The sequence below is a fragment of the Rhizobium sp. 2YAF20 genome (assembly GCF_052114685.1).
Classification (GTDB): Bacteria; Pseudomonadota; Alphaproteobacteria; order Rhizobiales; family Rhizobiaceae; genus Rhizobium.
This window is the reverse complement of sequence record NZ_JBFRFF010000008.1, coordinates 156,381-169,495: the sequence shown is the minus strand read 5'-3', so window position 1 is coordinate 169,495 and position 13,115 is coordinate 156,381. Positions and strand designations below refer to the sequence as shown.

Genomic DNA, 13,115 nt, shown 5'->3' with positions numbered 1-13,115 from the left:
CTGATACCTTGTCAGCCAATAACAGTGCAAAAGATCTCTCCGTGTGGCGCACCATCGACACCGACCGCTTTCTCGTCGGCGTCCCGCATTATCCCGAGCATGTCGACGAAAGCTATTGGGAGCGCGACGCAAAGCGCATGGCGCAGGCCGGGTTCAACGTTGCGCGTCTCGGCGAATTCGCCTGGCATATCTTCGAGCCGCGCAAGGCTACGTTTGACTTTGATCTGTTCGATCGGGCCATCGCCATGCTGGGTCGTCACGGGATAAGCACGATCATGTGCACGCCGACAGCGACGCCACCGCGATGGCTGACTGAGGCGCATCCGGAGATATTGCGGGTCGACGGCAATGGCCGGACGATGAGCCATGGCTCACGACAGCATGCCGACACCAGCAGCCCCGTGTTCCGCGAACATAGCAAGCGCATCACCAGGGCGATGGCCGAACACTATCGCGACAATCCCGATGTGATCGGCTGGCAGACCGACAACGAGCTCAACACCAGCATGCCGGAATCCTTTTCGCCTTCGGCACTCAAGGAATTCCAGGCCTATCTCGCCGATCGCTACGGCACGATCGACAGGTTGAATTTTGCCTGGGGCGGCGACTTCTGGGCGACGGCCTATGATGATTTCGGCCAGATCGTTCTTCCCCTCGATTTCGCACCGACGTTCCCGAGCCCGGGCCATGTTCAGGATTACCACCGCTTTCTTGCCTTCTCGACAGCGCGGTTCCAGCATGACCAAGTGGAGATCCTGCGTGCTACGAAGGCGGGTTGGTTCGTCTTCCACAATCTCGGCGGCCTGCGCGACATCGATTTTCGCGGCCAGTTCTCGACTGATCTCGATTTCGTCGGCTACGATCTCTATCCGATGCTCTATGACGAGTTCCTGCGTATCGGAAACCACGCCAAGGTCCAGGCGCTTCATCTCGATATCTGCCGCGGCTTTTCGGGCAACTACATCGTGCCGGAGCAGCAATCGGGCTTCGGCAGCCAGCCCGGATTCTGCACGTTGACGCCGGAGCCCGGCGAGATGCGCCGCATGGCCATGTCGTCGGTTGCGCGCGGCGCGGACGGCCTGATGTTCTTCCGCTGGAGGCCCGCCCATTTCGGCGCGGAAATATACTGGATGGGCATCATCGATCACGACGACGTGCCGCGCCATCGCTACGACGAGGCGAAGCGCTTCGCAACCGAGATGACGGCGCTGAAGGACAAGATCCTCGGCACCCATGTCCGCATGGATGTCGGCATTGCCGGGTCCGATTTCGACAATCAGGAGGCTCACAAGACCTATTCGATCGGCCTGCCCAGCCCGCAGGACGACGCGGTGCATCTGCACCAATATTGCTACGATCACGGCATCGCTTGCGGCTTCATCCATCCCGAAGACGATCTTTCGCGGCTGAAGCTGCTCTACGTGCCCCACTGGGTCATGTGGAAGGACGACTGGACCGCGCGACTGGAGGCCTTCGCGCGCAGCGGCGGCACCGTCGTCATCGGCGCCCGTACTGGTACGCGCGACGAAAACAACCACGTCATTCGCGACGGGGCGCCGGGCCGGGCGCTATCGCGGCTGACCGGCGTGCGTGTGGAAGATTTCGGCAGGCTGGCGGCGCCCGGCGCAAACGGCCTCTTCGAGGTCATGTCGCGCTCCGGCGGACTGGTAATACCGCCGAACCGCCCGGCCGAATCCCACCGTCGCGTCCGCCGGTTCACCATCGGAAACCGCGAATTCGACGCCGGCTACTATTACGAGAACCTGACGATCGAGGATGATGTCGAAATCGTCGCGACCTGGTCGAACCGATATGCCGAAGGCATGCCAATGGCGACATCGCGCAGTGTCGGCAAGGGTAGGGTGCTCTATGTCGGCACCTACCTGACGCCTGATCTGGCGGCAGCCCTTGCCGAGCGCACCTTTGCCGAGGCAGGTGTCAAACCCTTGCTGCCCGATCTTCCCGACGGCGTCGAAGTGACGATGCGTCAGAACGACGAAAGACGGCTGCTGTTCATTCAGAACTGCCTCGACGGGACGGCGGAGCTAACGATGGTGCCGGAGGGGCGCAACCTGCTCGACGGCGGCAAGAGGGTCGCAGGAGCGCTGTCGCTCGAGCCCTATGGCTGTGCGATTGTCGAATTGATTTGAACCGGATTCAAAGAGGATATGTCCATGACGGGCACGGATAAAATACGCTGGGGCATCCTGGGGCCCGGCCGGATCGCAGCTGACTTCTTTGCCGGCGTCGCGCAATCAGAAACAGGTCGCGTCGAAGCGGTCGGGACGCGCAATCCCGACAGATCAGGTCTTGCCGAAAGCTTCCCGGGCGCTCGCATCGTCCGCGGCTATGAAGCCCTGCTTGCCGATCCTGAAATCGACGCCGTCTACATTGCCACGCCGCATCCAGGCCATGCCGAATGGGCGATCAAGGCGGCCGAACAGGGCAAACATGTGCTTTGCGAGAAGCCGATGGGAATTTCGGCAGCCGAGGCCGGAGCGATGCAGGAGGCATCGCGTCAGGCAGGCACCTTCCTCGGCGAGGCTTATATGTACCGCCTTCACCCCCTGACATTAAAACTGATCGAGCTCCTGAAATCGAAGGCGATCGGCGAGGTCCGGTTGATCAAATCGAGCTTCGGCTTTGCCAAGACGCCATTCGAGCCGCAGCACCGGTTGTTTTCAAACGAGCTTGCCGGCGGCGGCATCCTCGATGTCGGCGGGTACCCGGTGTCCATGGCAAGGCTGATCGCCGGCGTCGATGGCGACAAGGGCGTGCTCGAGCCGGACAGGGTCTTTGCTGTCGGTCATCTCGGCCAGACCGGCATTGACGAATGGAGTTCTGCGGTTCTCGGCTTTCCAAATGGAGTCATTGCCGAGGTTTCATGCTCTGTCTCGCTGGCGCAGGACAACGTGCTGCGGATCTTCGGGACCAAGGGGCGGATCGAGATCGACCAGTTCTGGTTTGCAGCAGGCAAGTCGGGCGGGACAGCAACAATCCGGGTCTTTGCGGCCGACGGTTCGCAGCGGAATGTCAGGGTCGATGAGCCTCGGCATATCTACAGCTTCGAGGTCGATGCGGCGGCGACCGCCATCAGGACAGGACACAAGGAGTTCGCCTATCCCGGCATGACGCGGGCCGACACGGTCGGCAATCTCCGGGTCATGGACAAATGGCGCGCCGCGATCGGCCTTGAGTATAGCATCGAGACGCCGGCAGTCCGCACCCGGACCTTGCGCGGCGACGCCCTTGTCCGCAAGCACAGAAGCGTGGCCCGGGGGCGGATCGAGAATCTCTCCAAGGACGTTTCCCTTGCCGCCCTTGGTCTGATGGAATTCTCCACTTTTCCCGGTGCTGCGATCGTTCTCGATGCCTTCTTCGAAGCGGGCGGCAATCTCCTCGATTCTGCCTTTCACTACGGCGGCGGCATGCAGGACCGGCTTGTCGGCGAGTGGATGCAAAGCCGCGGCGTACGCGACCAGATCGTCGTTATCGAAAAGGGTGCCCATACGCCGCTTTGCTATCCCGATGTCATTGCCAAACAGCTGGCGATCAGCCTTGATCGGTTGAAGAGCGACCATGTCGATATCTATTTCATGCATCGTGACAATCCCGACATCCCGGTCGGCGAATTCGTCGATGCCATGGATGCCGAGGTGAAGGCGGGGCGGATACGTGGGCCGATCGGCGGTTCCAATTGGACGCGCGAGCGAATGGACGAGGCGATCGCCTATGCCGAGCGCACCGGCAAGACAAAGCCGAGCGTGCTGTCGAACAATTTCTCTCTGGCGGAGATGGTTGAGCCCGTATGGCCGGGCTGCATTGCGTCGTCGGACGCAGAATGGAAGTCTTGGCTTGCGAGCCGCAAGGTGACCAACTTCGCCTGGTCGAGCCAGGCGCGCGGCTTCTTTACAGACCGCGCCGGACGCGGCAAGTTCACCGATCAGGAACTTGCTCGCGCTTGGTATTCCGAGGAGAATTTTAAGCGTCGGGATAGAGCGGAGGAACTCGCGGCACGCCTCGGTAAAATGCCGATACAGGTAGCGCTGGCTTATGTGCTCAACCAGCCATGGCCGGTCATTCCGCTGATCGGACCACGGTCCTTGGGGGAGTTGAACAGCAGCGTCGAAGCATTCGAGATCCAGCTATCTCCATCGCAGGTCGCTTGGCTCGAAAGCGGAACGAAGAGCAGGTAGACTTTGAGTGGTGCGGAATCGTTCAGGAGGAAACTTTATGGAAAAAGTCGGTATCGGCATCATCGGCTGCGGAAATATCTCAGGTGCCTATCTCACGGCGATGAAGTCGTTCCCCATTCTCGACATTCGTGGCGTCGCGGACCTCAATTGCGAACTGGCTGCGGCGAAGGCGACTGAATTCGGACTGAAGGCAGTCGCTATCGACACCCTGCTGGCTGATCCGACGGTCGATATCATCGTCAACCTGACCGTACCCAAAGCGCATGTCTCGGTCGCGCTTCAGGCTCTCGACGCCGGCAAGCACACCTATTCCGAAAAGCCGCTCGGGATCAATTTTGTCGAGGGAAAGAGGCTCGCAGATGCTGCGTCGCTGAAGGGCCTAAGGATCGGCGCTGCGCCGGACACCTTCCTCGGTGGCAGCCATCAGGCGGCGCGCGCCATCATCGACGAGGGAGCGATCGGTCAGCCGGTTGGCGGCACGGCCACCTTCATGTGCCCCGGCCACGAGCGTTGGCATCCGAACCCTGCTTTCTACTATGAGGTCGGCGGCGGACCGATGCTCGACATGGGTCCCTATTACATTACCGATCTCGTCAACCTGCTTGGTCCGGTATCGCAGGTGGCAGGCTTTGCCATTGTGCCGCGCAAGGAGCGCCTCATTACCAGCGAGCCGCGCAACGGTGAACGCGTTCCCGTCCATGTGGCGACCCATGTGGCGGGCGTCATGGCCTTTGCCAATGGCGCGGTGGTGCAGATCGGCATGAGCTTCGATGTCGCCGGCCACAAACATGTGCCGATCGAAATCTATGGCACCGACGGAACCTTGATCGTTCCCGACCCGAACCGCTTCGGCGGGCCGGTCGAGTTTCTGAAGAAGGGTGGTGAGTTCGAGGTTCGCGATGTCACGGAGCCCTATGCCGACGGCAACTACCGCTCACTCGGCGTTGCCGACATGGCGCACGCCATCCGCTCGAACCGGCCTCATCGCGCCAATGGCAGCCTGGCGCTGCATGTCCTCGAGGTCATGGAAGCCTTTCAGACGGCCTCCGACAGCGGCCGCACCGTCACGATCACCACTCAAACAGAGCGTCCTTCGCCGCTGTCCAAATCCCTGGTGGATGGACGTATCGGTCGATAGGATCAAGAGGACAATACATGCGTGAAGCACTTATCGTCTGGGGCGGCTGGAGCGGCCATGAACCGGAGGAATGCGCCAAGGTCATCCACGATATGCTTGAGGAGGATGGGTTCAAGGTGCGCGTCGAAAATAGCACCGCTGCCTTCTCCGACCCCTCAATCCACGATCTCAGCCTCATCGTGCCGATCGTCACGATGTCGAAGATCGAGAAGGCAGAGGCAACGAACCTTGCGGCTGCGATCGAAGCGGGCGTCGGCATTGCCGGTTATCACGGCGGCGCCGGGGATAGCTTCCGCGACTGCGTCGAATATCAGTTCATCATTGGCGGTCAATGGGTCGCCCACCCCGGAAACATCATTGACTACACGGTCAATATTACCCGTCCCGACGACGCGGTAATGGAGGGGATTGAGGATTTCCCCTACAGGTCAGAGCAATATTATATGCATGTCGATCCATCGAACGAAGTGCTGGCGACGACAACGTTTACCGGCGATCACGCCCACTGGATCGATGGGGTGGTCATGCCTGTCGTGTGGAAAAGGCACTATGGTCTCGGCCGCGTGTTCTATTCGTCGCTCGGCCACCAGGCCAAGGAATTCGATGTGCCGCAGATGAAGACCATCTTTCGCCGCGGCGCCGACTGGGCTGCGCGAAATCTGGGAGCCGGTTGACCAGATCACTCAGGCCCATGTCGCCCAGTCGCGAAGATTTTCGCCGTGGCCTTGCTTTTGCATCGCGAATTCGATGAAGTCGCGCCCAGGCATCGGCTTTGCAAATGCATAGCCCTGGAAGAAATGACAGCCGAGGTCGCGCAGGATATTCGCCTGTTCGAAGGTCTCGACGCCTTCGGCAACGATTGCGATATTCTGCGATCGCCCGATTTCGATAATCGACGCGACCAGCCGACGCTGGGATTGGGACGTCGTAATCGGCGCGATCAGTTTCCTGTCGATTTTCAGGCGCTTGGGCGCAAGTTCAAGCAGGCTGACGATCGAGGCATGGCCGGTTCCGAAGTCGTCGATCTCGATGTCGATTCCCATCGCCTTGATGTCCTTGATCGCTTCTTCGAGTGCTGCGTCATGCCCATCGAACGAAATGGACTCAAGCAGTTCGAAAGAAAGGCCACCCTTTCGGAAGGGAATATTTTGCAGCTTTGTCAGCAAATTCGGGTCCTTGAGGCGTTGAGCCGAAATGTTGACGGAGACCTGGGGCACGTCGAGACCGATCGCGGCCCATCGGGTCGACTGGAAGAGGGCCTTTTCGAGGATACAGGCGTCGATGTCGGCAACGCGATTGATCCCTTCCGCAATGCCAAGGAAACGGTCGGGTGTCAGAATTCCGTGCCGGGGATGATCCCATCGGGCCAGCGCCTCGACGCCGGAAATATCCAAGGTGGTGGCATCGAACTGCGGCTGGAAGTACGGAACGATTTCGTCACGTCCCAGCGCCAGTATCAGTTCATCTGCCGTCTGCTTGGCCTGCAGCGTCGCGGCGCGAAGTTCGTCTGAGAAAATTTCCACGCGTCCGCGTCCGCGTTTTTTTGCTTCGTAAAGCGATATGTCGGCATTGACGAGCAGTTGATGCAGATCGTCATCGGAATTGTTCTGCCACGCGACGCCTGCACTTCCGCCGATCCTGCATTCGCGATCATTGACCAGAACGGGCGTTGCAAGCGCGGCCACGATCTTGGCTGCGAGTGCGACTGCCCGATGTTGCGGATCCTGCCCGCCGGTGACGATGACAAACTCGTCGCCCCCGATGCGCGCTGCAAATTCCTCCGGGCCGAGGATGGTCTGAAGCCTTGCCGTACTCAATCGCAAGACCTCGTCGCCGGCTGCGTGCCCGAGCGTATCGTTGATCTCCTTGAAACGGTCGAGATCGACGTGGATAAACGCAAGACGCTCGGCCCCCCGGTCGGCGCTCTGACTGGCGATCATCTGGTCTACGTATCGCCTGTTCGGCAGTCCGGTGAGCGAATCGTGGAGGGACTGGTGTTCGAGCGTCCGCTTTGTCCTCTCAAGCTCGTCCTCGCGCCGCTGCAGCTGAACGATGGTGCGATGGCGCGCCCTCATCAGGAAGCCGGCCCATATCAAAGGCGCGATGATGCAAAGAGAGACAACTGCTAGGCCAATTCGAAAAAATATCACATGCGAGTGCGTGGCCCAGCCGCCTTTCGGCACTGCGGCCAACTCCCAGGTATTATAGCCAAGATTGAGAGAGAGCCGCACGGGATCGCCATTGAACGTGTCCAGCTTTCCAAAGAATACGTCCTGTTGCGCTTTTGGCTCGGTTTGCAGGCTGAGTGCGACGTCCATGTCGGCCGCCACGAGGCCGCTATCCTCGTAAAGCCGGCCAAGGTCGATCACGCCCGAGATAATTCCCCAAAATATTTGCGCCTTATCGACTGACAGATAGACTGGACAGCGGGCAATCAGAGCTGAGCCGCCCTGGACAAGATTGACCGGGCCTGCCAGCACGATGTTGTGACTATTGCGCGCCATCAGTGCTCCGGCGCGCTGCTCGTCGTTCGTGCGGTAGTCGAGCCCGATTGCTTTCTGGTTTGGCCCCTCGGGGAATACATAGCGGACGACCAGGTCGGGAGCGCCGGCGACATTGCGCAGCTGCGATGTGGCGCGGAACAGCTGCCCAGAGAACTGGGAAAACCGCGCCTGAGACATCTGCGGCTCTGTGGCAATGGCCGCCACGAGACCTTGCAGGAGGCTTACATTTCCATTGATGTTTGTTTCGAGCCTCGCTGACAGCGTCGCAAGCTGTTCCGAGGCGCTTGCTCTTTCCGCAACGCGAATCTGCTTGGCTCGTTCATGGTCCGCAAAAACAACGACGGCAGCGATCGTAAAGATTGCAAGAACAGCGGGAAGGAACACGCCAAATCCGCCGATGTTGGGCCGCCTTGGTCGCTGATGATGATCTGATTTTAAAACCGCAACCATTGAGAGCCTGAAACCGCCTGGGACAGCAGACACTTTTCGACAATTGTTTTAATATTGTCTGATTTCCTGAGCAGAATCTTTGCCGGTTTCAATTTTCGGTAGAGAGATACCAGTCAGCGCTTAGGCCAAGGACAGGCCGGTATTGGCTAACAGGCTGAAAACATGCGTAAATATATACAATGGGCTATCAAGTTAGACGCAAGGCCTAAAGTAGCTGCCGGGAGATCTGAACGTGAAGGCCCCACGTCTTTCGTCCAGATCTCCAGGCTTATGCCACTTCGTAAACCGGGCGGCTGCCCGGTCCACATTCTAATTACAGGTTGGCAACGGTTTCAGACATGCTGTCGTCGTAATTGGACGAATAAAGGCTTGCAAAATCCTGGAACTGCATCGGAGGTGGCGGCGGTGTCTGCGTTTTCATTGCCGCCAACTGATCCTTTGTCAACGACCCGGTTCCGGCTGTATCCAGGCTCTTGAACAATGCTGTCGCCTGGTCTTGGCTGACGTTCGAGGGGCGTGCTGCGAGGAATTGCGCTTCGCTGACGCTGCCGTTGCCGTCCGTATCCATCGAGGAGAGCATGCTCGACAGGGTGCTGTCGCTCGGCGGCGTTCCCGTCGGCGGCACGCCCTGCGACTGCATTGCCTCTGAAAGTTGCGCCTCGGTCAACGAGCCGGTGTTGCCCGTATCGAAGCTTGCAAACAGCGTCGAAGCCTGATCTTCGCTGACGTCGGACGGGCGGGCTGCAACAAACTCCTGCTTGCTGATATTGCCGTCGCCGTTGGTGTCCATCGCACTGATCATGTCGGTCTGGGATGTCTGCTGATCCGAGGATGACTGTTGCTGGTCGCTATTGCTGCTATCGCTGTTGCCGGGCTGGCTGTTCAGCATCATTGCCATCATCTGCGACAGAAGTTTCTCTGCCGCCGCGACGATGGTCTGCTCGTCGGAAGCGGATGTGTCCGATGAAGTCGAGCTTGAGCTAGAACTCGTCGTCGTCGACGTTCCCGAAGACGACAGGAGATCGGAATCGCCCATCGAGGCGATGCTGGCTGTCGATTTGTATTTGTATTGACTGCTCGAAAGAACTGAAGAGATGCTTGTCAAGGGGGCCTCCTGATACAAGCGAGGAAGAGGACTCGGGTGCTTACATTTTACGCAAGGACATTCGCTGCGCGTGAGCAACTTTGATGCCGCGGTCTTGGCCACCGACAGTTCCCGCTACCCGCTGCTGATCACCTTGATCACCCGACCGACGCCGCCGTCCGCATTGCAGGGGCGGCCGCATTCACGTTGGCAAAGACCTGATGTACCAGTCATTTGCCGATATCTGGCGAGTGGGAGTGGACAATAGCGATTAAGAGCGAACGGCCGTCATGACCAGGATCAGGGCAAGCGAAACGAATTCGCAGCTTGTTCCTGAACATGCTTAAATTCGATGTTTAAACTTGCGTGGGGCTTTTGTGCTTTCCGGGCCCGCGGATAAAGCGCTGCTCGGGCACGTCCTTGCCCCATTGGTCGCCGGAATATTCCTCTGCAAGCTCAAAGCCGAAAGCCTCATAGAGCCGTCGTGCTGCGTCCAGCCCCTTCAAGGTCCAGAGCTGGATTTCCGAAAATTCATTCCGGTCGCAAAATGCGACGGCTTCCTCCAGCAAGCGCCTGCCGGTTCCGCTGCCGCGCCACCCGTCTTCCACGATGAACCAGCGCAGATGGGCGATGCCGGCGCCAAGATCTTCTCCATCGATTGCCACCGTGCCAATGATCTTCCCGGCCTCCAACGCAACCCAAAGCCCGTTCGCTGGTCGATCCAGCCGCCCGACGAACTCGGCAAGGCCCGAGGCGACCTTGCTTTCGAAGAAATACCCGAACCCCGTCGTGCGGGAGTAGTAGTGGGCGTGCATTTCGACTGAGCGTCCAATGACGCCGGGGCGATAGCCGGCTTCTATCGAAATTTCCGGACGTAGTTTAGGTGGCGCTGCGGCACGGCATGCTTCGAGTGCCCGTGCATAGGCTTCAAGCCCCTCGACCACCTTTGCCTGTGCCTGCGGTGCGAGGTATCTTAACGCGGCCGCGACCTTGTCCCTCGCAAAGATGTCTATCGCTGCGAGCGTGCTCCAACCCTTCTGCGTCAATGACAGAAGCTTTGCCCGGCCATCCCGATCGCTCGCACCTTCTGAAAGATCACCGGAAGCGATGAGCTTGCGGGTCATTCGGCTGATGCTTGATTTCTCGAGGTTGAGGATGTCGCTCAGGTCGGCGGCTGTCAGCATGCCGTGCCTGCCGATCTCGATCAGGGCATGGACCGCCGAGGGCGGCAGATTGGTGCCGGCGAGGGTCGAGCTCATAAAGCCGAGTTCACGTACAAGCCGGCGCGAAGCGTCGCGAACAGGCTGGATGATCGTTTCGGGCGCGGTGATGGTCATTTGGCAGGCCTATTATAGTTGCATCATACAACTATAATAGGCCTGCATCGACAATTTGAAAATAGCAAACTCGCCCCTCTGACCGGAGTTCGGCGACTGCGAGGGTCGAGCGCGGGGGCAGCAATCCGGCTTCGCCATTCATGTGGGGCATTTTTGGCGAAGCCGGCACTTGGAGCGGCTGGCAGCGGTTCAAAAACAGCATTCGGCCGAGGGCAAATCTACATCAGAGGCCATGTCGGACATGTCTGAACATTGCTCAAACAAGGTATTAGAAAGGAATTTATTATCCTGACATTTCCAGGAGCGGTCCTTGAGCGCAAAACGACGTTTCAGACCGTCATCGTGTGGCTGGGTTTCTGAAGACCACGACCTGCTCCAGCCCCTTGGGCTGCCGGTTCCTCACTTTGATCTCTCCATCAAACCGGGAAACGATTTCCTTGGCAATGGCCATGCCGAGGCCGGCACCCGGAAAGGACTTCTGTCTCGCGATGTCGATGCGAAAGAACGGTTCGAAAACCTGGCCAAGCCGCTCTTGCGGAATGCCGGGACCGGTGTCGTCGATCTTGATGACGATCATGTCGTCAAGGCAACTGACAGCAACGACGGCTGTTTCACCGTGGGTCGCGGCATTGATCAGGAGATTGCGCAACGCTCGCGTGATGGCAAGGGGGCCGGCACAGATGGTTGCAGCCTGCAACTCGCCGCTCCTGACATTCATGCCAATTGCAATAAGTTCGGCCACGATGCGCGCAACAATCAAATCGAGCCTGATCTCCTGCAGGCTGTCGCGACTGACTTCTTCCCGGACAAGGCCAATGGCGCTATCGGCAATCTGGTCGAGTTCTTCAAGGTCTGAAAGCCACTTGCGCCGGTCCTCGTCATCGGCGATGAACTCGGCACGCAGGCGCATCCGCGTCATCGGCGTGCGCAGATCGTGGCCGGCAGCCGCGACCAGACGCATTCGGCTTTCGGTTGCCGCCTTTACCCTTGCCGACAGCCTGTTCAGAGCCTGGGCGGTGACGCGAATTTCGCCCGGTCCTGTCTCAGGCACATGGGGAATGGTTCCATCGGGCTCTATATCTGCCAGTGCCCGTTCAAGCAGGCGAAGCGGCTTGGTGATCTTCGAGGCGGCAAATACAGAAACGATCGTGCTACCAATGACGATAAGGGTGAGCCAGCCGGCCAGGATCTTCCAACCGTCGGGCGGTGGACCGAACTCGGACATCGGCACCACTATCCAGGCGCCGTCGGAAAGCCTTAGAGATGCGGTCGGATTGGGGGGGGGCATCAAGCCGCGGTTTACGATTGCCTCGCGGGCCTCTCCGGTTCGATGCAGCGCCTCTGTCAAGAACTCGGACAGTTTTTCATCCCGGGCGCCGGCGGCCGGTACGGGGGACACCACCACACCCGCCGACAGGGCGGCAGCCCTGTCTTCTTCCGCAAGCTTCGCCAGAATGTGCAGCTGGCGCGCAAACGGTTCCATCATCTTGTTCGGGTGCGGCCCGCGCATAACCAGGCTCGCCGCAAAGGACGAGGTGATCACCACGAGGATGATCGCGGCGGCCAACAGAAGCGCCAGCCTGGTGCCAAGCGACCTCATGGATCGCTCGTGACGATCGCGACAGGCACGACCAGCTGGTATCCGCCATTTCGGATCGTCCGGAAAATCGGCGCTTCGGCGGTTTCACCGAGCTTTCGCCGCAGCCGGCTCATCAGGACGTCGATCGAACGATCCGCCGGATCGCGGTCACGCCCTTGGGTCAGGTCGAGCAGGTGGTCGCGGGAAAGCAGTCGCCCAGACCGTTCGAGGAAAGCCCTAAGCAGGTCGAACTCGGCTCCCGTCAGCAAAATTGCTTTGCCATCCTCCCCCATGAGCCGCCGAAGCTGGGGATCAAGAATCTTGCCTGCAAAGGAGTAGCTCCGCTGTTCTGGCTCGGGAGTTCGGTCGTCATTGACCCGGCGCAGGACTGCCCTTATCCGTGCTGCCAGCTCCCGCGGATTGAACGGCTTGCCAAGATAGTCGTCGGCGCCGATCTCCAGCCCGAGGATCCGATCAATGTCCTCTTTCAGCGCGGTAAGGAGAATGACAGGCACGCGTGGCCGGATGCTTCGCAGGTCTCGACAGAGATCGAGGCCCGATCCGTCCGGCAGCATCACGTCCAATACAAGCAGATCTGGCGGGCGCCGGTTCAGCATGTCATGGCAGCTACGCAGATCGCCGGCGGTCGAAACCCGGAAGCCCTGTTCATCCAGATACCGGCTCAGAAGCGTGCGAATTTCATGGTCGTCGTCGACGATTAATATGGCAGGGACTGCGTTCAGTGACATGGGTATGGGTCCATTTCAGAACAGTCTTATACAAACGCGAAGACATGAGAAGGACTTCGGACCATCCATCGGCCGGAG

At 59.4% G+C, this 13,115-nt stretch carries 9 protein-coding genes; 4 read left to right on the top strand and 5 right to left on the bottom strand.

Going from position 1 to position 13,115, the window contains the following annotated elements; genetic code table 11:
• Window positions 1-8: 8 nt before the first annotated feature.
• The 4 genes from AB4Z52_RS13525 to AB4Z52_RS13510 are packed head-to-tail and all read left to right on the top strand — an operon-like array spanning window position 9 to window position 6,008.
• Window positions 9-2,150 carry a beta-galactosidase gene (locus AB4Z52_RS13525; protein WP_442218433.1) on the top strand — a complete coding sequence of 714 codons (2,142 nt, stop codon included), beginning with the start codon at window positions 9-11 and terminating at the stop codon, window positions 2,148-2,150.
• 24 nt (window positions 2,151-2,174) lie between these two features.
• Window positions 2,175-4,196 (top strand): aldo/keto reductase, encoded by a 2,022-nt coding sequence (locus AB4Z52_RS13520; protein WP_442218432.1) that lies wholly within the window; start codon window positions 2,175-2,177, stop codon window positions 4,194-4,196.
• 37 nt (window positions 4,197-4,233) lie between these two features.
• Entirely contained in the window at window positions 4,234-5,334 is a 1,101-nt protein-coding gene (locus AB4Z52_RS13515; RefSeq protein ID WP_442218431.1) for a Gfo/Idh/MocA family protein, read from the top strand.
• A 17-nt stretch (window positions 5,335-5,351) separates the two neighbouring features.
• Window positions 5,352-6,008: a ThuA domain-containing protein gene (locus tag AB4Z52_RS13510; RefSeq protein WP_442218430.1), complete on the top strand. Its 657-nt coding sequence runs from the start codon at window positions 5,352-5,354 to the stop codon at window positions 6,006-6,008.
• A 9-nt stretch (window positions 6,009-6,017) separates the two neighbouring features.
• Here the strand turns inward: AB4Z52_RS13510 and AB4Z52_RS13505 are convergent, their stop codons facing one another.
• The 5 genes from AB4Z52_RS13505 to AB4Z52_RS13485 form a co-directional block, all read right to left on the bottom strand.
• On the bottom strand, window positions 6,018-8,288 hold the full coding sequence (locus AB4Z52_RS13505) for a bifunctional diguanylate cyclase/phosphodiesterase (RefSeq protein WP_442218429.1): 2,271 nt from the start codon (window positions 8,286-8,288) through the stop codon (window positions 6,018-6,020).
• A gap of 313 nt (window positions 8,289-8,601) precedes the next feature.
• The gene (locus AB4Z52_RS13500) at window positions 8,602-9,393 is read right to left on the bottom strand and encodes an EF-hand domain-containing protein (RefSeq protein ID WP_442218428.1); all 792 of its coding nucleotides are present in this window, start codon (window positions 9,391-9,393) and stop codon (window positions 8,602-8,604) included.
• Between the two features lie 335 nt (window positions 9,394-9,728).
• On the bottom strand, window positions 9,729-10,709 hold the full coding sequence (locus AB4Z52_RS13495) for a bifunctional helix-turn-helix transcriptional regulator/GNAT family N-acetyltransferase (protein WP_442218427.1): 981 nt from the start codon (window positions 10,707-10,709) through the stop codon (window positions 9,729-9,731).
• Window positions 10,710-11,046: 337 nt separating this feature from the next.
• Window positions 11,047-12,309 carry an ATP-binding protein gene (locus AB4Z52_RS13490; RefSeq protein WP_442218426.1) on the bottom strand — a complete coding sequence of 421 codons (1,263 nt, stop codon included), beginning with the start codon at window positions 12,307-12,309 and terminating at the stop codon, window positions 11,047-11,049.
• A complete protein-coding gene (locus tag AB4Z52_RS13485) occupies window positions 12,306-13,037 on the bottom strand; it encodes a response regulator (protein WP_442218425.1) in 732 nt (243 codons plus the stop codon). Before AB4Z52_RS13485 ends, AB4Z52_RS13490 begins: the two co-directional genes overlap by 4 nt.
• Window positions 13,038-13,115: the final 78 nt, after the last annotated feature.